The sequence below is a fragment of the Pseudomonas sp. BN607 genome (genome assembly GCF_029871175.1).
Lineage (GTDB): Bacteria > Pseudomonadota > Gammaproteobacteria > Pseudomonadales > Pseudomonadaceae > Aquipseudomonas.
In genome coordinates, this window is sequence record NZ_SSOE01000025.1 from 67777 (window position 1) to 86584 (window position 18808).

General features: G+C 63.9%; 14 protein-coding genes. 9 read left to right on the forward strand and 5 right to left on the reverse strand.

Annotated features, from left to right (window positions below; all coding sequences use genetic code 11):
- Nucleotides 1-77 precede the first annotated feature (77 nt).
- Complete coding sequence (locus tag E8E68_RS05095; RefSeq protein ID WP_266029908.1) at nt 78-1571, reverse strand: aldehyde dehydrogenase family protein; 1494 nt, start codon at nt 1569-1571, stop codon at nt 78-80.
- Nucleotides 1572-2073: 502 nt separating this feature from the next.
- On the opposite strand from E8E68_RS05095, the gene peaA reads away from it, so the two are divergent.
- From peaA to E8E68_RS05120, 5 genes are all read left to right on the forward strand, one after another.
- Nucleotides 2074-3633: a quinohemoprotein amine dehydrogenase subunit alpha gene (gene peaA, locus E8E68_RS05100; RefSeq protein ID WP_266029910.1), complete on the forward strand. Its 1560-nt coding sequence runs from the start codon at nt 2074-2076 to the stop codon at nt 3631-3633.
- Between the two features lie 48 nt (nt 3634-3681).
- Nucleotides 3682-5112 (forward strand): quinohemoprotein amine dehydrogenase maturation protein, encoded by a 1431-nt coding sequence (peaB, locus tag E8E68_RS05105; RefSeq protein WP_266029912.1) that lies wholly within the window; start codon nt 3682-3684, stop codon nt 5110-5112.
- Nucleotide 5113: 1 nt separating this feature from the next.
- Complete coding sequence (qhpC, locus tag E8E68_RS05110; protein WP_014590799.1) at nt 5114-5437, forward strand: quinohemoprotein amine dehydrogenase subunit gamma; 324 nt, start codon at nt 5114-5116, stop codon at nt 5435-5437.
- Nucleotides 5438-5468: 31 nt separating this feature from the next.
- Entirely contained in the window at nt 5469-6590 is a 1122-nt protein-coding gene (gene peaD / locus E8E68_RS05115) for a quinohemoprotein amine dehydrogenase subunit beta (protein WP_266029915.1), read from the forward strand.
- A gap of 76 nt (nt 6591-6666) precedes the next feature.
- Complete coding sequence (locus E8E68_RS05120; protein WP_280340048.1) at nt 6667-8340, forward strand: fatty acid CoA ligase family protein; 1674 nt, start codon at nt 6667-6669, stop codon at nt 8338-8340.
- A 129-nt stretch (nt 8341-8469) separates the two neighbouring features.
- Here E8E68_RS05120 and mobA read toward each other — a convergent pair whose 3' ends face one another.
- From mobA to E8E68_RS05135, 3 genes are all read right to left on the reverse strand, one after another.
- Nucleotides 8470-9045 (reverse strand): molybdenum cofactor guanylyltransferase MobA, encoded by a 576-nt coding sequence (gene mobA / locus E8E68_RS05125; protein WP_266029919.1) that lies wholly within the window; start codon nt 9043-9045, stop codon nt 8470-8472.
- A 61-nt stretch (nt 9046-9106) separates the two neighbouring features.
- Complete coding sequence (locus tag E8E68_RS05130) at nt 9107-12235, reverse strand: efflux RND transporter permease subunit (protein WP_280340052.1); 3129 nt, start codon at nt 12233-12235, stop codon at nt 9107-9109.
- A gap of 11 nt (nt 12236-12246) precedes the next feature.
- On the reverse strand, nt 12247-13422 hold the full coding sequence (locus tag E8E68_RS05135) for an efflux RND transporter periplasmic adaptor subunit (RefSeq protein ID WP_110744397.1): 1176 nt from the start codon (nt 13420-13422) through the stop codon (nt 12247-12249).
- A gap of 209 nt (nt 13423-13631) precedes the next feature.
- Here E8E68_RS05135 and E8E68_RS05140 point away from each other — a divergent pair, with 209 nt between their 5' ends.
- The 4 genes from E8E68_RS05140 to ilvA all read left to right on the forward strand — a co-directional run bounded on the left by E8E68_RS05140 (nt 13632) and on the right by ilvA (nt 18007).
- A complete protein-coding gene (locus tag E8E68_RS05140) occupies nt 13632-14333 on the forward strand; it encodes a response regulator transcription factor (protein ID WP_110744396.1) in 702 nt (233 codons plus the stop codon).
- A 6-nt stretch (nt 14334-14339) separates the two neighbouring features.
- Nucleotides 14340-15638 carry an ATP-binding protein gene (locus E8E68_RS05145; RefSeq protein WP_280340055.1) on the forward strand — a complete coding sequence of 433 codons (1299 nt, stop codon included), beginning with the start codon at nt 14340-14342 and terminating at the stop codon, nt 15636-15638.
- A 197-nt stretch (nt 15639-15835) separates the two neighbouring features.
- Entirely contained in the window at nt 15836-16267 is a 432-nt protein-coding gene (locus E8E68_RS05150) for a PACE efflux transporter (protein WP_110744394.1), read from the forward strand.
- Between the two features lie 180 nt (nt 16268-16447).
- A complete protein-coding gene (gene ilvA / locus E8E68_RS05155; RefSeq protein WP_280340057.1) occupies nt 16448-18007 on the forward strand; it encodes a threonine ammonia-lyase, biosynthetic in 1560 nt (519 codons plus the stop codon).
- A gap of 106 nt (nt 18008-18113) precedes the next feature.
- On the opposite strand, the gene E8E68_RS05160 is transcribed toward ilvA, so the two are convergent.
- Nucleotides 18114-18653 carry a type 1 glutamine amidotransferase domain-containing protein gene (locus tag E8E68_RS05160; protein ID WP_266029927.1) on the reverse strand — a complete coding sequence of 180 codons (540 nt, stop codon included), beginning with the start codon at nt 18651-18653 and terminating at the stop codon, nt 18114-18116.
- Between the last annotated feature and the right edge of the window lie 155 nt (nt 18654-18808).

Consider the following 18808-nt stretch of genomic DNA (forward strand, 5'->3'; position numbering starts at 1 on the left):
GGACACCACAGCGTTCAGATTTGTGGTGATCCTGTGGGAGCGGGTTTACCCGCGAAAGGGCCAGAAAAGGCAGAAGATCAGAGCTTGATTAACACCGACTTGAGCTCGGTGTAATGCTCGATGGCCGCGGCCCCCATCTCACGCCCGACGCCAGACATCTTGTAGCCACCAAACGGCAGTGCCGGGTCCAGCGCGCTGTGGCAGTTGACCCACACCGAGCCGGACTTGATGCGCGGGATCATGCGGTGCACGGCCCCCAGGTCGTTGGACCAGATGCTTGCACCCAGGCCATAGGGGTTGTCGTTGGCCATGCCGATCACTTCGTCGATGTCATCGAATGGCATCGCCACCAGCACCGGCCCGAAGATTTCTTCCTGTACCAGCCGGTGACGCTGGTCGACATCCACGATCACGGTCGGCTTGACGAAGTAGCCAGGCCCGAAACTTTCACCGCCGCAGGCGATGGTGGCGCCCAGTTCGCGGCCAAGTTCGATGTAGCCGGTGACACGGTCTTGCTGCTTGGCCGAGATCAGCGGGCCCATCTGCACCGCAGGGTCCAACCCGCTGCCCAGCGTCATGCCATTGGCGATGCTGGCAATGTCTGCCACCACGTTGTCGAAGTGCTTGCGGTGCACGTACAGCCGCGAGCCGGCGCAGCACACCTGGCCCTGGTTGAAGAAGATCGCCGTGGCCGCGCCGGCTGCGGCTTCCTGCAGGTTGGCATCAGGCATGACGATGGTCGGCGACTTGCCGCCCAGCTCCAGGGTGACGCGGGTCATGTTATCCATGGCCGCCTTGCCGATCAGCTTGCCGACTTCGGTTGAGCCGGTGAAGGTCAGCTTGTCTACGCCGGGGTGACGGCTTAGCGCAGCGCCGGCGTTCAGGCCGGTACCTGTAACCACATTGAACACGCCGGCCGGGTAACCAGCCTCGTCGACCAGTTCGGCAAGCTTGAGCACGCTTAGCGGGGTTTCATCGGCAGGCTTCAGCACCACGGTGCAGCCGGTGGCCAGCGCCGGGCCGAGCTTCCAGCAGGCCAGCAACAGGGGGAAGTTCCAGGCGACGATGGCGCCGACCACGCCAACTGCCTCGCGGCGCACGAAGCCGTGGAACTGGTCATTGGGCATCAACGGCATGGAAGCCTCGACAGTGCTACCCTCGATCTTGGTGGCCCAGCCCGCCATATAGCGCAGGAAGTCGATGGCCAGCTGTACGTCCATCACCTGGGCCACGACGGCGCTCTTGCCGTTGTTCAGGCACTCGAGTTCGGCCAACTGGCGGGCGTCGCGCTCCATCAGCTCGGCCAGGCGCCACAGCAGGTTCTGCCGCTCACGCGGGCGCAGACGGCTCCAGGGCGAGTCGTCGAAGGCCTGGCGTGCGGCGCGCACGGCGCGGTCGACATCTTCGGCCTCGGCGGCAGGCACTTCACCCAGCACTTCGCCAGTGGCCGGGTTGCGGAACTGCAGGGTGCGACCGCTGGCAGCGTCCTGCCAGTCGGCGCCGATGCGCATCTGCAGCTTGCGTTCGAGAAAGGCGCGGGTGGCGGGCAGGATGGGCAGGTCGGAAAGCATGGGGCTGTGCCTCTTGTCATTGGATGTGACAGGCACTGGCGCAATGGCCGTGCCAAGGTGGGCAGTTGGCAGCAAGGCATTGAGCTGATTGGGTTTTGCCGGGATGCAAGGTTCCGATTGCAAGGGTGCGCTGTTGCACATTGAGACGGTGTGAGACGTTGGTGAAACACTGCTTTGTACGGCCCTCTTCGCGGGACAAGCCCGCTCCCACCGGTAGGGCACAGAATTGAGGCCGGTGTGATTTCTTTGGGAGCGGGCATGCCCGCCAAGGCCTGCATCGCAGGCCACTGTCTCAGGATGAAACACCCTGTCGCGAAATGGCACGCTACAAGTGGCCATCTTTGCTGCTGACCAAACACGGAAAACCGCTTAAAAGGTTGAAAGGAAACGCTTTTACCGCAACTGGCACAGTTCCTGTATCGCAACCTTCACATGCACACCTGCTGTACCAAAGCGTGCGAAAAACGATAAGAACAACAACCGTGGAGGTCTGACCTTGAAGATGACTCGACTCCGGCGGCATGCGGGCAAACTGGCGCTGGTCGCCGCCGCGCTGCTGAGCACCCAGGCCATGGCGGCCGAGCAGGGCCCGAGCTTGTTGCAGAACAAATGCATGGGGTGCCATATCCCTGAAGGCAACGATACCTACAGCCGTATCAGCCACCAGCGTAAAACGCCGGAGGGCTGGTTGATGAGCATCGCCCGCATGCAGGTGATGCACGGCTTGCAGATCAGCGACGACGACCGCCGCACCTTGGTCAAGTACCTGGCCGACAAGCAGGGCCTGGCGCCCAGCGAGACCGATGGCGTGCGCTACGCCATGGAGCGCAGGCTCAACACTGTCGAGCACTTCGATACCCAGCTCAGCGAAACCTGTGGCCGTTGCCACTCCGGTGCTCGCGTCGCCTTGCAACGTCGCCCGGCCAAGGAGTGGGAGCACCTGGTCAACTTCCACCTGGGCCAGTGGCCGTCCCTCGAATACCAGGCCCAGGCGCGGGACCGCGACTGGTTGCCAATTGCCCTGCAACAGGTGGTGCCGGAACTTGCCAAGCGCTATCCGCTGGACAACCCGGCCTGGGCTGAATGGCAGCAGGCAAAACCGAAGGCCGACGTGCTGGCGGGGCAGTGGGCGTTCAGCGGCCACATGCTGGCCAAGGGCGATGTCCGTGGGGTGATGAGCGTGACCGCCGACGAGGGTGACACCTTCAAGGTCGAGGTCAAGGGCGCTTACGCCGACGGCACGCCGTTCAACGGCAGCGGTTCGGCGATCCTTTACAACGGCTACGAGTGGCGGGGCAACATCAAGGTCGGCGACGCCAGCCTGCGCCAGGTGTTCGCCGCGCTGGACGGCGAGATGAAAGGCCGTATGTTCGAAGCCGAGCACGATGAGCGTGGCCTGGACTTCAGCGCCGTGAAAGAGGGCAAGGCGCGGTTGCTGGCGGTACAGCCGGCGTTCATCAAGGCTGGCGCTGAAAGCGAAATTACCCTGGTCGGCAGCGGCCTGAGCGGCAAGCCGGACCTGGGCGCCGGGGTGGAAGTGAGCGAAGTGCTGGAGCAGACCCCGACCCTGGTACGGGTCAAGGCCCGCGCTGCGGCCGATGCCAAGCCTGGCCAGCGCGAGGTCGCGGTAGGGGCGCTCAAAGGTGGCAACCTGGCGGTCTACGACAAGGTCGACGAAGTGAAAGTGGTGCCGGCCTTCTCCATTGCCCGCATTGGCGAGAACGGCGCCTCGGTGCCAAAAGTGCAGGGCCGTTTCGAGGCCGAAGCCTGGGGTAAGGATGCCAACGGCCAGCCGCTGCGCATCGGCTACCTGCCGGCCAGCTGGAAGGTCGAGCCCTTCAACGAGCGTGCGGTAGAGGACGAAGACCTCAAGTTCGCCGGCAAGATGCAGGCCGACGGGGTGTTCGTGCCAGGCGGTGCGGGCCCCAACCCCGAGCGCAAGATGATGACCAACAACGCCGGTAACCTGAAGGTCATCGCCACCCTGGCCGACGGCGGCCAGACCGGCGAAGGGCACCTGATCGTCACCGTTCAGCGCTGGAACAACCCGCCGCTGCCGTAACGGCAAGGCGCAACGGTTTTCCAACGGATCGATTATCGGGAGGTCGCCATGGGCGCACAACTGAACCTGGTCGAACGCAACCTGCATGAAGTGCAGGTCGATGCCGACCGCATGCTGTTCCATATCCCCAGCAGTTCGCTGTTTGCCACCGATGCGGTGACCGGCAGCATCATCGACGCCTTGCGCCAGCACGGCTGCTCGGCCGAGGAGCTGATGCAGCGCCTTGGCCAGCAGTTTGCCGGCGACGATATTCAGGACACCTTGCGCGAGCTGATCGCGCTGGAGCTGGTCAGCGACGGCTCGCCGCTGACCCCGGAAATCGCCCTCAAGCAGGTCGAGCGCACCGCGCTGAATACCGTGGTACTCAACGTCAACACCGGTTGCAACCTCAGCTGTACCTACTGCTACAAGGAAGACCTGGACAAGCCTTCGGCCGGCAAGAAGATGAGCACTGACACCGCCGAAGCCTCGGTAGAGATGCTGCTCAAGGAGTCGCCCGACGAGACGCGCTACAGCGTGGTGTTCTTCGGTGGCGAACCGCTGTCAAACCGGCCGTTGATCGAGCACATGGTGGCCTACTGCGAGCGGCGTTTTGCCGAGGCGGGCAAGCAGGTGGAGTTCATCATGACCACCAATGCCACCTTGCTCACCGAAGAAATCATCGATTGGCTCAACGCCCACCGCTTCGGCCTGTCGATCAGTATCGACGGCCCCAAGACCGTGCACGACCGCAACCGCATCACCGTGGGCGGGCAGGGCACCTATGACGTGGTGCGGCGCAAGGCCGACCTGTTGCTGTCGCGCTATACCAGCCGCCCGGTAGGCGCGCGGGTCACGCTGACGCGTGGCATTACCGATGTCGAAACCATCTGGAACCACCTGTTCAACGAAATGGGCTTCGCCGAGGTCGGCTTTGCCCCGGTCACCTCAGGCGACATGGCCGACTTCAACCTGACTGGCGAAGAGCTGGTGCAGGTGTTTGCCAACATGAAGGCGCTGGGCCGCAAGTACCTGGAGGCGGCGCTGGAACACCGCAATATCGGGTTCTCCAATCTGCACCAGCTGATTACCGATATCCACGAGGGCCACAAGAAGGCCCTGCCGTGCGGTGCCGGGCTGAAAATGCTGGCGGTGGACCACAAGGGCGAATTGAACCTGTGCCACCGCTTTACCGGCTCCAACCTGCCGACCTTCGGCAACGTGCACCAAGGTGTCAAGCAAGCTCAGCTCAACGACTTCCTGTCGCAGCGCCTGGACCGCAGCAACACAGGGTGCGAAAGCTGCCGCATCCGCAACCTCTGCTCGGGCGGCTGCTACCACGAAAGCTATGCGCGCTATGGCGATCCGCAGCACCCGACCTACCACTACTGCGAACTGATGCGCGACTGGGTGGACTTCGGCATCGAAGTCTACAGCCGCATCATGGCCGCCAACCCGGCCTTCATCGATCGCTACATCACCCCGCGGAAGGCGCACTGACATGAAGCACTTGAAGCCCCTGAACAACAAGGCGCGCATCCTCGAGCAGGCTGCCGCCGAAGACCGTGTCGAAGAAGTGATGGCAATGAGTGCGGTGGCAGGCTGCACGGCCACTACCGACCCGGGCTGGGAGGTGGACGCCTTTGGTGGCGTGAGTTCGCTGTGCCAGCCGATGGAGGCCGACCTGTATGGCTGCTCCGACCCTTGCTGGTGGCCGGCCCAGGTGCCGGACATGATGAGCACCTACCAGGACTGGAACGCCCAGGCGACCAACTCGGCAGAGGACTGGCGCAACCTCGGCACCGTGTTCCCGAAAGACAAGTGACGGCCCAACAAGAATGACAAGGGGAAACCGCATGAAAGCTGGACGCTGCGCGCCACTCGCGCTCACCATCGCCGCCACGGCCTTTGCCGGTCTGGTACAGGCCGACGACACCGGGCCGGCACTGAAGGCTGGCCACGAATACATGATCGTGACCAATTACCCGAACAACCTGCATGTGGTCGATGTCGCCAGCGACACGGTGTACAAGAGCTGCGTCATGCCCGACAAGTTCGGCCCTGGCACCGCAATGATGGCGCCTGACAACCGCACCGCCTACGTGCTCAACAACCACTACGGCGACATCTACGGCATCGACCTGGACACCTGCAAGAACACCTTCCACGCCAACCTGTCGAGCGTGCCAGGCGAGGTGGGCCGGTCGATGTACTCGTTCGCCGTCAGCCCGGACGGCAAGGAGGTGTACGCCACGGTCAACCCGACCCAGCGCCTGAACGACCACTATGTGGTAAAGCCGCCACGGCTGGAAGTGTTCAACAGCGCCGATGGCCTTGCGGCCAAGCCGGTGCGTACCTACCCCATGCCGCGCCAGGTGTACCTGATGCGCACCGCCGACGATGGCACGCTGTATTTCGCCGGGCCGGATATCTACAAGATGGACGTGAAGACCGGCAAGTACACCGTGGCCTTGCCGCTTCGCAATTGGAACCGCAAGGGCTACAGCGCCCCGGACGTGCTGTATTTCTGGCCGCACCAGAACCCGCGCCACGAGTTCTCGATGTTGTACACCATTGCCAAGTTCAAGGATGAGAAGCAGGACCCGAACGACGCCGAGCTGCTGTACGGCTACCTCAGTGTCGACTTGAAGACAGGCAAGACCCACACCCAGGAATTCGCCGACCTGACCGAGCTTTACTTCACCGGCCTGCGCTCGCCCAAGGACCCTAACCAGATCTACGGCGTACTCAACCGCCTGGCCAAATACGACATCAAGCAGCGCAAGCTGATCAAGGCGGCTAATCTGGAGCACACCTACTACTGCGTCACCTTCGACAAAAAGGGCGACAAGCTGTACTTGGGCGGCACTTTCAATGACCTTGCGGTGTTCAACCCCGATACCCTGGAAAAGGTGAAGAACATCAAGTTGCCGGGTGGTGACATGTCCACCACCACGCCGCAGGTGTTCGTCCGCTAAACCGATGTGCGCTGCTTCGCGGGGTTAGCCGCGAAGCAGCCGGCACAGAAAGCACAAGAACAACAAGAGAACGCCCATGCCCCAGCCAAGCTACTCCCAGGGCAACCAGGACAAGCCCCTGCTAACCCAATGCATCGGCGACGCCTTCGACACCACCGTCGCCCGCTTCCCCGAGCGCGAAGCCTTGGTGGTCCGCCACCAGGCCCTGCGCTTTACCTGGCAGCAACTGGCCGATGCCGTCGATCAGCACGCTCGTGCGCTGATGGCCCTGGGCGTGCAACCGGGTGACCGCCTGGGCATCTGGGCACCCAACTGCGCCGAATGGTGCATTACCCAGTTCGCCAGCGCCAAGGTTGGCGCGATCCTGGTCAACATCAACCCGGCCTATCGCTCCAGCGAGCTGGACTACGCGCTTGGCCAGTCCGGCTGTCGCTGGATCATCTGTGCCGACGCGTTCAAGACTTCCGATTACCACGCCATGCTGCTCGGTCTCATTCCGGGCCTGGGGAACGGCCAGCCGGGCGTGCTGACAAGCGAACGCTTCCCTGAGCTGCGCGGCGTGGTCAGCCTGGCTGCCACGCCGCCGGTGGGCTTTCTCGCCTGGCCCGATCTGCAAGCTCGCGCTGAGTCCGTCAGCCGCGAGGCCCTGGCCGAGCGCCAGGCCCAACTGCGCTGCGACGACCCGATCAACATCCAGTACACCTCTGGCACTACGGGTTTCCCCAAAGGCGCCACGCTTAGCCACAGTAACATCCTCAACAACGGCTACATGGTCGGCGAAAGCCTGGGCCTGACCGAGCACGACCGGTTGGTAGTGCCGGTACCGCTTTACCACTGCTTCGGCATGGTCATGGCCAACCTGGGCTGCATGACTCACGGCAGCACGCTGATCTACCCCAATGACGCCTTCGACCCACTGGCCACGTTAAGTGCGGTGGCCGAAGAAAAGGCCACCGCGCTGTACGGCGTGCCAACCATGTTCATCGCCGAGCTGGACCACCCACAGCGGGGCGAATTCGACCTGTCGAGCCTGCGTACCGGCATCATGGCCGGCGCCACCTGCCCGATCGAGGTCATGCGCCGGGTGATTGGCGAGATGCACATGGCGGAGGTGCAGATTGCCTACGGCATGACCGAGACCAGCCCGGTGTCGCTGCAGACCGGCGCTACAGACGACCTGGAACGCCGCGTGACCAGCGTCGGCCGCACCCAGCCATGGCTGGAGAGCAAGGTGATGGATGCCGACGGCAACACCCTGCCGCGCGGCGAGATCGGCGAGCTCTGCACCCGTGGCTACAGCGTGATGCTGGGCTACTGGAACAACCCCAAGGCCACGGCTGAAAGTATCGATGAAGAGGGCTGGATGCATACCGGTGACCTGGCGGTGATGGACGAGCAGGGCTACGTGCGCATCGTCGGGCGCAGCAAGGACATGATCATTCGCGGCGGCGAGAACATCTACCCGCGCGAGCTGGAAGAGTTCTTCTTCACCCACCCGGCGGTGGCGGATGTGCAAGTGATTGGCGTGCCGTGCAGCAAGTACGGTGAAGAGATCGTGGCCTGGGTGCGCTTGCACCCGGGGCAAATGGCCAGCGAGGAGGACCTGCGCGCGTGGGCCAAGGCGCGGATCGCGCACTTCAAGGTGCCCCGGTACTTCCGCTTTGTCGACGAGTTCCCGATGACGGTGACCGGGAAGGTGCAGAAGTTCAGGATGCGCGAGATCAGTGTCGCGGAGTTGTCTGCTGGATGATGCATTACCTGTACCGGCCTCTTCGCGGGTAAACCCGCTCCCACAGGTTCATCACCGTGTTCGAATTCCCCGCGGTCCCTGTGGGAGCGGGTTTACCCGCGAAGAGGCCGGTACAGGCAGCAGAGAATCTCAGCCTTGCAGCAGTTCCGGGCTGTTGAAGTTGCTCAACCGGCGATCATCATCGGCACACTCCAACCCCTGCACCGCCTCGCGCAGCAAGGCCTTCTGCAAACTCCGCTCTCCCGTCGCCCAGACCTGCTCCAGCATTGGCAGTATCCGGCGTGGCAGCACGCTGAACATCGGCTGCCAAAACCCACCCTGACGTACCATTGCCGCACTGTCACTGGCCACCGCCAGCCTTAGCAGCTCCTCGATCAAATCGCGGTCAACCAGTGGTGCATCGCAGGCCAGTACCACCATCCACTCATGCCGTGCCACCTTGAGCCCGGCAATCACCCCCGCCAACGGGCCGGGGAAGTCCGCTTCGGTATCGCCCACCAACTGGTCAGCGTACGTACGGTAAGCCTCCTGGTTACGGTTGCAGGAAATCACCAGGTCATCGCTTAGCGGCCGCACCACCCGCTGTACATGCGCAACCAGCGGTTCGCCCTGCCACGCGACCAGGCCTTTGTCACGGCCGCCCATGCGTTGGCCACGGCCGCCGGCGAGAATGAGGATGGAGCAGGGGGGCAGTGCATCAGGCATGAAAAAGGGCTCCGGGCAGTCATTGCCGGGAACCCTCCCATTTCACACGGGGCTTGTCCAGTCAGCTTTCGCTGATCCCGGCTTGTGCGTTGGCGTCACGCGCCTGACGCCGTCCCGCAAGGCGCATCACCACCACGAAGAACACCGGCACGAACACCACCCCCAGGGTGGCGCTGAGCATGCCGCCGATCACCCCGGTTCCAATGGCCTGCTGGCTGGCCGAGCTCGCGCCGGTGGCGATGGCCAGCGGTACCACCCCGAGGATGAACGCCAGCGAGGTCATCACGATCGGCCGCAGGCGCAGGCGAGCAGCCTGCACGGCGGCGTCAACGGCGTCCATACCCTGGTCGACCAGGTGCTTGGCAAACTCGATGATCAGGATGGCGTTCTTCGCCGACAGGCCGATCAGGGTAATCAGGCCAACCTTGAAGAACACGTCGTTGGGCATGCCGCGCAGGGTCACGGCCAGCACCGCACCCAGGATACCGAGCGGTACCACCAGCAGCACGGCGGTCGGGATCGACCAGCTTTCGTACAGCGCTGCCAGGCACAGGAACACGATCAGCAACGACAATGTCATCAGCATCGGCGCCTGGCTGCCGGACAAGCGCTCCTGCAGCGACAGGCCGGTCCACTCCAGGCCAGCGCCGGGTGGCAGCTGCGCCACCAGGCGTTCGATTTCGGCCATGGCTTCGCCCGAACTGTGGCCGGCTGCCGGCTCACCGGAAATCGACACCGCCGGGTAGCCGTTGTAGCGGGTCAACTGCACTGGGCCGCTGACCCACTTGGCCTGGACGAATGCGCCCAGTGGCACCATCTTGCCGCTTTTGTTGCGTACGTGGATTTTCAGCAGGTCTTCGACCTGGCTGCGCTGGTCGCCTTCGGCCTGCACCACCACCCGCTGCATGCGGCCCTGGTTGGGGAAGTCGTTGACGTAGCTGGAGCCCACCGCCACATCCAGTACCGAGCCGATGTCGGCAAACGACACGCCCAGGGCATTGGCCTGGCGGCGGTCGATCTCCAGTTGCACCTGCGGGCTTTCGGCCAGCGAGGCTTCGCGCACGTTGGTCAGCACCTTGCTTTTGCCGGCAGTGGCCAGCAGCGTATCGCGGGCGGCCATCAGCTCGGCGTGGCCCATACCACCGCGGTCCTGCAGGCGGAATTCGAAGCCGGTGGACTCGCCCAGGCCGTCGATAGGCGGCGGCAGCACCGAAAACGCCACGGCGTCCTTCAGCTGAGAGAAGGCCGCGCTGGCGCGGTCGGCAATCGATTGGGCGCTGTCGTCGGCACCACGCTCGGACCAGTCCTTGAGGGTGGTGAAGGTCAGCGCCGCGTTTTGCCCGCTACCAGAGAAGCTGAAGCCGAGGATCACGGTGGTGTTGCCCACGCCGGGTTCTTCGGCGTTGTGTGCCTCGATTTGCGCGGCCACCTGCTCGGTGCGCATGCGGCTGGCCCCTGGTGGCAGCTGGGTGTCGGTGATGGTGTAGCCCTGGTCTTCGGTGGGCAGGAACGCCGTGGGCAACTGGCTGAAGCCATAGCCCAGGACCGCCAGCAGCACCGCGTACACCAGCAGATAGCGGCCGCTGCGCTTGAGCGCCTGCACCACCCAGCGCTCATAGCCGTTGCTCATGCTTTCAAAGCGCCGGTTGAACCAGCCGAAGAAGCCTTTGCGTTCATGGTGCTCGCCCTTGGCCACCGGCTTGAGCAAGGTGGCGCACAGCGCCGGGGTGAGGCTGAGGGCCAGGAATGCCGAGAACAGGATCGACACGGCCATCGACAGCGAGAACTGCTGGTAGATCACCCCCACCGAGCCCTGCATGAAGGCCATGGGCAGGAACACCGCCACCAGCACCAGGGTGATGCCGACGATTGCACCGCTGATCTGGCCCATGGCCTTGCGCGTCGCTTCCTTGGGCGGCAGGCCTTCCTCGGTCATGATGCGCTCGACGTTCTCCACCACCACGATGGCATCGTCGACCAGAATGCCGATGGCCAGCACCATGCCGAACAGGGTCAGCACGTTGACCGAGAAGCCCATGGCCAGCATGACCGCGAAGGTACCCATCAGCGCCACCGGCACCACCAGGGTGGGGATCAGGGTGTAGCGCAGGTTCTGCAGGAACAGGAACATCACCGCGAACACCAGCAACATGGCTTCGAACAGGGTGGTAATGACCTGCTCGATGGACACCTTGACGAACGGCGAGGTGTCATAGGGGATGTCGTACTTGACGCCTTCCGGGAAGTAACGCGCCAGTTCCTGCATTTTCGCCCGCACCAGGGTGGCGGTTTCCATGGCATTGGCACCCGGCGACAGCTGCACGCTGAACGCGGTGGCCGGCTTGCCGTTCAGGCGCGTGCCGTACTGGTATTCCTGGGCGCCGATCTCGACCCGGGCGACATCACCGACGGTGACCGTGGAGCCATCCAGGTTGGCGCGCAGGACAATGGCGGCGAATTCCTCGGGGGTGCTCAGTTGGCCCTTGACCACCACGTTGGCGGTGATTTCCTGGGTGTCGCGGCTGGGCAGGTCGCCGATGCTGCCAGGCGCGACCTGGGCATTCTGCGCCGCAATGGCCTCGGCGACGTCGTTGGGCGTGAGGTTGAAGCCGATCAGCTTGCCCGGGTCGATCCAGATGCGCATGGCGCGCTCCGAGCCGTACAGCTGGGCCTTGCCGACGCCCTTGAGGCGGCGGATCTCGTTCATCACGTTGCGCGCGAGAATGTCCGACAGTGCGGTTTCGTCGAGCTTGCCGTCTTCAGAGGTGAGGGTGCCCAGCAGCAGGAAGCCGGTGGACACCTTTTCCACTTGCAGGCCCTGCTGGGTGACCGGGCGCGGCAGCCGCGACTCGACCACCTTCAGGCGGTTCTGCACATCGACCTGGGCCAGGTCCGGGTGGGTGCCCGGGGCAAAGGTGGCGGTGATGGTGGCGCTGCCCAGGCTGCTCTGCGATTCGAAATACAGCAGGTTGTCGGCGCCGTTTAGCTCCTGCTCGATCAGGCTGACCACGCTCTCGTCCATGGTCGCCGCCGAGGCGCCTGGGTACACCGCGTAGATCTCCACCTGCGGCGGTGCCACGTTGGGGTACTGGGCCACCGGCAGCTGGGGGATGGCCAGCGCACCGGCCAGCAGGATGAACAGGGCGACGACCCAGGCGAATACCGGGCGGTCGATGAAGAATTGCGGCATGAATCAGGCCCTCACTGGCCGGTGTGCTGTGCGATGGGCGGTGCCCCGGATGCGTTGTCGACCTGCACCTGGTCACCGGCCTTGACGTGTTGCAGCCCCTCGACCACCACGCGCTCGCCGGGGGCCAGGCCCTCGCTGACAATCCAGCGATCGCCCTGGGCACTGCCCAGTACCACTTGGCGCTCGCTGACCCGCGCCTGCTGGTCGACCACCAGCACCTTGGGTACGCCGGCGCTGTCACGCAGCACGGCGCGCTGCGGCACGCTCAGGCCGCTGGGTTGCACGGCCTGCTCCAGGCGGACGCGCACGTAGCTGCCGGGCAACAGATCGAGGTCCGGGTTGGGGAACTCGCTGCGCAGGGTGATCTGGTTGGTGCTGGGGTCGACACTGATGTCGGAGAACAGCAGCGTGCCGGGTAGTGGGTAGGCACTGCCGTCGTCCTGGATCAGCGTGGCGCGGGCCTGGCCATCGCCCACCTGCTGCAGCTCGCCGGCACGCAAGGCACGGCGCAGGGCGTTGAGCTCGCGGGTCGACTGGGTAACATCGGCATGGATCGGGTCCAGCTGCTGAATGGTCGCCAGCGGCGTGGTCTCGTTTTGCCCGACCAGTGCGCCTTCGGTAACCTGGGCCCGGCCGATACGGCCGGAGATCGGCGCGGTGACGGTGGCGTAGCCGAGGTTCAGCCGGGCGCGCTCCAGTGCCGCCCTGGCTTCGGCCACTGCGGCATCGGCCTGCATGAAGCTGGCCTTGGCGTTGTCGTATTCCTGGCGGCTGACGGCCTTGTCGTCGACCAGCTGGCGGTAGCGCTGCTCCTGCAGACGTGCCTGGTAACGGGTGGCTTCGGCCTTGGCCAAGGTGGCGCGGGCGCTGTCGTGGTCGGCCTTGAACGGTGCCGGGTCGATCAAAAACAGCACGTCGCCCTGCTTGACGTCACTGCCTTCGCGGTACACCCGCTTGAGCACCACACCGGCGACCCGCGCACGCACTTCGGCGGTGCGCGGTGCCAGGATGCGGCCGCTGAGTTCACTGCTGATGGCCAGCGGCTGGAGTTGCAGGGTTTCAACCCGAACTTGCGGGGTGGGGGGCTGTTGGTCTTGCTCGGCACTGTCGTTGCAGCCGGCAAGGGCCAGGCTCAGCAACGCCAACAGCGCCAGATGGCGCAGGCGCGGGGAGGGGATAGTAGGCATGCGGATCTTCCGATGATGACCGTGCCTATGCTAAGGCAGGTGCTGCCCAAGCGGCTGTTAATACCTGTAGGGCGAGTGTGAAAAAGTGTGAAGAACAATCCTGTCTTGTCGTGGTGTTCTATATCCTGAGTATTCCTGTGCTGAACTGTTCGCGGGCAAGCCCCGAACAGCTCTGTCAGGTCTACCACAACCTAGATCCCCAAGCGCCTATGCCGAATATTTTCCTGGTCGAAGACGACAGCGCCCTGTCCGAGCTGATCGCCAGCTACCTGCAACGCAACGACTTCCATGTCCAGGTGATCGCTCGGGGCGATCACGTGCTGGACGAGTACCGCCGGCAAAAGCCCGACCTGGTCATCCTCGACCTGATGCTGCCGGGCATCGACGGGTTGCAACTGTGCCGTCTGCTGCGCCAGGAGTCCCAGGGCTTGCCGATCCTGATGCTGACTGCCCGCGATGACAGCCATGACCAGGTGCTGGGCCTGGAAATGGGCGCTGATGACTATGTGACCAAACCCTGCGAGCCTCGGGTATTGCTGGCCCGGGTGCGTACCCTGCTGCGCCGCAGCAGTGTCAACGAGCCACGGCTGGACAACGAGCTGATCCTTATCGGTGGCCTGCGGATCGACCTGGCCGAGCGCACGGTCAGCTGGCGCGGCGAAGAAGTGGAACTGTCCAGTGGCGAGTACAACCTCCTGGTGGTGCTGGCGCGCAATGCCGGTGAGGTGATGAACCGCGACCGCATCCTGCAGCAGCTGCGCGGCATCGAGTTCAACGGCACCGACCGCTCGGTGGACGTAGCCATCTCCAAGCTGCGGCGCAAGTTCGACGATAACGCCGGGGAAGCGCGCAAGATCAAGACCGTGTGGGGCAAGGGCTACCTGTTCAGCCGCGTCGAGTGGGAGTGCTGACCTGCAATGCTCAAGATCCTGGTGCGGCTGTACCTGGTGATCATCGTCGCCTACGCCGGTGCGTTGCTGTTCATCCCCGACACCATTGTCGGGATGTTCCATGACCGCTTCATGGCCTACAACCTGGACCAGGCCAAGGGTGTGCAGTCGTTGATCGTGCGCCAGTTCCGCCAGGCGCCACGTGAGCAGTGGCCGGCAGTAGAGCAGGAGCTGGCGGATGATTTCGCGCCGCTGCAATTGCAGCTGCTGCGCATGGACCAGGCCGACTTGAGCGATGAAGAACAGGCGCGCCTGGAGCACGGCCTGTACGCGGTGCGGATCGCCGAATGGGGCTACTACGAGACGATCCTGGCGCCGCTGGACAAGCAATGGCTGGTGCGCCTGCATTCACCCCCCGACCCGCTGGACATCAATGTGCTGTCCTGGGGCGTGACCGTGCTGATTGGTGCGGCCATGCTTGGTTGCCTGCTGCTGTGGGTATGGCCGCACTGGCGTGACCTTGAGCGCCTGAAGGAAACTGCCCGGCGCCTGGGCCAGGGGCAGATGGCCGAGCGTACGCACATTTCGCCACACTCCAACATCGGGGAGCTGGCTGGGGTATTCGACACCATGGCCAGTGACCTGGAGCGCCATGTCAACCAACAGCGCGAGCTGCTCAATGCGGTATCGCACGAACTGCGTACGCCACTGACCCGGCTGGACTTCGGCCTGGTGCTGTTGTTCGACGAAGTGCCGCCGGCCAGCCGCAAGCGCCTGCTGGAGCTGGTCGGGCATGTGCGTGAGCTGGATGAACTGGTGCTGGAGTTGCTGTCCTACAGCCGCCTGTACAACGCTGACCAGGCCCGCGAGCGGGTCGAGGTGTCGTTGCTGGAGTTGGTTGACAGTGTGCTGGGCGGGTTTGCCGAGGAGCTCGATGGCCGGGGTATCCAGTGGGAAGTGCAGGCCGAAAGCGAGTTACCGCGCTTTGTGCTGGACCCACGGCTGACGGCGCGGGCCGTGCAGAACCTGGTGCGCAACGCCATGCGCTATTGCGATGAAAGCCTGCTGCTGCGCTTGCGCCTGGAAGCGGATGGCGCCTGCCTGTTGACGGTCGAGGATGACGGGATCGGCATTCCGGCGCAGGAGCGCGAGCGGATCTTCCAGCCTTTCTATCGCCTGGACCGCAGCCGGGATCGCAATACCGGTGGGTTTGGCCTGGGGCTGGCGATCAGCCGGCGAGCGATCGAGGGGCAGGGCGGTACCTTGACCGTGGCGCAGTCGGCACTCGGTGGAGCACAGTTCAGGATTCGCCTGCCTGCGGGTTGATGCAGTGCCTGTGCCCGCCTGTTCGCAGGCATGCCTCGACAGGGGCTGACATCGGTGGGGTCCCTGTGGCAGCGGGCAGGCACCTGAAGAGAAACACCGCGTAGCTGATCAGCCGAATGCTGGCTTGTCCAAATGCCAGGCTTTTTCTTCTGGGCCAGTTCTTGTAGTTTTACAGGTCGTTTACCCGGGAGCTGAACATGCAAGGCAAGGCACGCAAGATCGTCCAGGCCATTCTTTACGAAGCCATCGCCGTGGCCTGCGTGGCACCTGCGCTGGAGCTGGCGTTCGGTGCAGGCATGGCGCAGTCGGCCGTGCTGTCGGTGCTGATGTCGGGTATCGCCATGAGCTGGAACATGGGCTTCAACTGGGCCTTCGAACGCTGGGAAGCACGCCAGCAACAGCGTGAGCGCACCTTCCTGCGGCGCCTGCTGCACGCCTTGGGCTTTGAGGGCGGGTTGGTGTTGATCCTGCTGCCACTGGTGGCCTACTGGCTGGGCGTGAGCCTGTGGGCGGCGCTGCTGACCAACCTGGCGCTGTTCGTGTTCTTCTTCGTGTACGCCTTTGTGTTCCAGTGGGCTTTCGACAAGGTGTTCGATGTGCCGCTCTCGGCGCAGCAAGCCAAGTGTTGACTTGTGACTCCGCGGCAGGCTAAGTTCCTACCCATGAACACTTTCCAGCACGTGAACGCCATTATTATTACCGCCATTATCAGCTTGGCGGGCTAGCGCGTACGTGCACCGAACCCGCCCTGGAGGCGGGTTTTTTCTCTCTGACTCCTGGGCAACGTGAAAATAGCCAAGGAGTCAGAGATGACCAGCTTCAGCGTCCCACGCCCTGCCGTCACCCCCCAGCAACTGCTGTCGGAGCATGTGCGGCGCATTCTTGCCGCCCCGGTATACGACCTGGCCATCGAAACCCCACTGCAAGCCGCGCCCGCCTTGTCGGCCAGCCTGGGCAACCAGGTGTTGCTAAAGCGCGAAGACCTGCAGCCTACTTTCTCGTTCAAGATTCGCGGTGCCTACACCCGGTTGTCGCGCCTGACCAGCGCGCAGCGTGAGCGCGGGGTAATCACTGCATCGGCAGGCAACCATGCCCAGGGTGTGGCCCTGGCCGCATCGCACCTGGGCCTGAAGGCCACCATCGTCATGCCGACCACCACACCTTCATTGAAGGTGGAAGGGGTGCGATCGCGCGGTGGGCATGTGGTGCTGCACGGTGAAAGCTTCCCCCATGCCTTGGCCCATGCACTGAAGCTGGCCGACAGCGAGGGTGCCACCTTCGTGCCCCCCTTCGATGACCCGGACGTGATCGCCGGGCAGGGTACCGTGGCGATGGAAATCCTTCGTCAGCACCCCGGTGCGCTCGATGCCATCTTCGTGCCGGTGGGTGGTGGCGGCTTGATCGCCGGCATCGCCGCTTATGTGAAGTACCTGCGCCCGGAGGTGAAGGTGATCGGCGTCGAGCCGGAGGACTCCAACTGCCTGCAGGCGGCCATGGCCGCTGGCGAACGGGTGATCCTGCCGCAGGTCGGCACGTTTGCCGATGGCGTGGCAGTGGCGCAGATTGGTGCCCATTGTTTTGAGCTGTGCCGGCACTTCGTCGACGAAGTGGTGACGGTGAGCAGTGACGAGCTGTGTGCGGCAATCAAGGACATCTACGATGACACCCGCTCGATCACCGAGCCGTCCGGGGCCCTTGCCGTGGCCGGCATCAAGAAGTACGTGGCACGCGACGGGTTGCAGGGGCGAACACTGGTGGCCATCGATTCCGGGGCCAACGTCAACTTCGACCGTTTGCGCCATGTCGCCGAGCGTGCCGAACTGGGCGAGCAGCGCGAGGCGATCATCGCCGTGACCATCCCGGAACAGCCGGGTAGCTTCCGCGCGTTCTGCCAGGCACTGGGCAAGCGGCAGATCACCGAGTTCAATTACCGCTATTACCCTGGCAAGGAGGCGCGCCTGTTCGTAGGCGTGCAGACCCACCCGGTGCACGACCCGCGTGAGCGGTTGCTGGCCAGTTTGCGCGAGCAGGGGTACAGCGTACTGGACCTGACCGACAACGAGCTGGCCAAGCTGCACGTGCGCCATACCGTGGGCGGCCATGCCGCGCCGGGGGCCAATGAACGGGTACTGCGCTTCGAGTTCCCGGAACGACCGGGTGCGTTGCTGGGCTTCCTCGAACGGCTGGGCAAGCGCTGGAACATCAGCCTGTTCCATTACCGCAATCATGGCGCGGCGGAGGCGCGGGTATTCGCGGCATTGGAGGTGCCGGAAGATGAGTTGCAACGCATGCCATTGGCACTGGACGAGATGGGCTATCGCTACTGGGATGAAACCGACAACCCGGCGTACAAGTTGTTTCTCGGCTGACAGCCGTCCCCGCAGCGCACCGCGTCAATCCTGGTCGATAGCCTCCGCGATGCGCGGGTGCGCCTGCCCGGAACGATGGTCTGGGCAGTGCGCACCGGGGGCGTACTCAGCGGGCCAGCGCGTTAATCAACTGTTCATTGAAGGCCGGGATATCGTCCGGCTTGCGGCTGGTGATCAGGTTACCGTCTACCACCACTTGTTCATCCACCCAGGTGCCGCCAGCGTTGCGAATATCGTCCTGCAGGGTCTGATAACTGGTCATCCGCTTGCCTTGGGCCAGGCCTGCCGACACCAGCAGCCAGGCGCCGTGGCAGATCACCGCCAGGGGCTTGCCGGCTGCGTCGTGGCTCTTCACCAGTTTCTGCGCGCCCGGTATCAGGCGAATGGTGTCGGAATTCTGTACCCCGCCAGGGAGTACGATGGCGTCGTAGAGATCCAGTTGGGCGTTGTCGAAGGTGGCGTCCACTGCAAACTCATCAGCAGGCTTGTCGTGATTCCAGCCGCGAACCTTACCTTCCTTGTCACCCAGTATGTCGACCACTGCGCCGTGCTTTTCCAGGGCTTCACGCGGGCCGGTCAACTCGACCTGTTCAAAACCATCGGTGACCAGAAATGCCACGCGCTTGCCATCCAGTTTCGCATTCATCGTTGAGTCTCCGTTTTCGATAGGCCTGAGAAGGAAGGCTCTTGACCCAACGTGAAGTTCCAACGCGCTGCATCAGCGGTCGGTACGTTGTGGCACCTGATACACACCCGATAGCGGTGCGGGCGTATGAAGGCAGCGCAGCGCCTTGCGACTCG

Excerpts from the sequence above, each read along its gene's own strand:
- E8E68_RS05120 (WP_280340048.1), top strand. The coding sequence starts at position 6,667 with ATGCCCCAGCCAAGCTACTCCCAGGGCAACCAGGACAAGCCCCTGCTA.
- qhpC (WP_014590799.1), top strand. The coding sequence starts at position 5,114 with ATGAAGCACTTGAAGCCCCTGAACAACAAGGCGCGCATCCTCGAGCAG.
- E8E68_RS05095 (WP_266029908.1), bottom strand. The coding sequence starts at position 1,571 with ATGCTTTCCGACCTGCCCATCCTGCCCGCCACCCGCGCCTTTCTCGAA.
- peaA (WP_266029910.1), top strand. The coding sequence starts at position 2,074 with ATGACTCGACTCCGGCGGCATGCGGGCAAACTGGCGCTGGTCGCCGCC.
- E8E68_RS05145 (WP_280340055.1), top strand. The coding sequence starts at position 14,340 with ATGCTCAAGATCCTGGTGCGGCTGTACCTGGTGATCATCGTCGCCTAC.
- ilvA (WP_280340057.1), top strand. The coding sequence starts at position 16,448 with ATGACCAGCTTCAGCGTCCCACGCCCTGCCGTCACCCCCCAGCAACTG.
- E8E68_RS05150 (WP_110744394.1), top strand. The coding sequence starts at position 15,836 with ATGCAAGGCAAGGCACGCAAGATCGTCCAGGCCATTCTTTACGAAGCC.
- peaB (WP_266029912.1), top strand. The coding sequence starts at position 3,682 with ATGGGCGCACAACTGAACCTGGTCGAACGCAACCTGCATGAAGTGCAG.
- mobA (WP_266029919.1), bottom strand. The coding sequence starts at position 9,045 with ATGCCTGATGCACTGCCCCCCTGCTCCATCCTCATTCTCGCCGGCGGC.
- E8E68_RS05130 (WP_280340052.1), bottom strand. The coding sequence starts at position 12,235 with ATGCCGCAATTCTTCATCGACCGCCCGGTATTCGCCTGGGTCGTCGCC.
- E8E68_RS05135 (WP_110744397.1), bottom strand. The coding sequence starts at position 13,422 with ATGCCTACTATCCCCTCCCCGCGCCTGCGCCATCTGGCGCTGTTGGCG.
- E8E68_RS05140 (WP_110744396.1), top strand. The coding sequence starts at position 13,632 with ATGCCGAATATTTTCCTGGTCGAAGACGACAGCGCCCTGTCCGAGCTG.
- E8E68_RS05160 (WP_266029927.1), bottom strand. The coding sequence starts at position 18,653 with ATGAATGCGAAACTGGATGGCAAGCGCGTGGCATTTCTGGTCACCGAT.
- peaD (WP_266029915.1), top strand. The coding sequence starts at position 5,469 with ATGAAAGCTGGACGCTGCGCGCCACTCGCGCTCACCATCGCCGCCACG.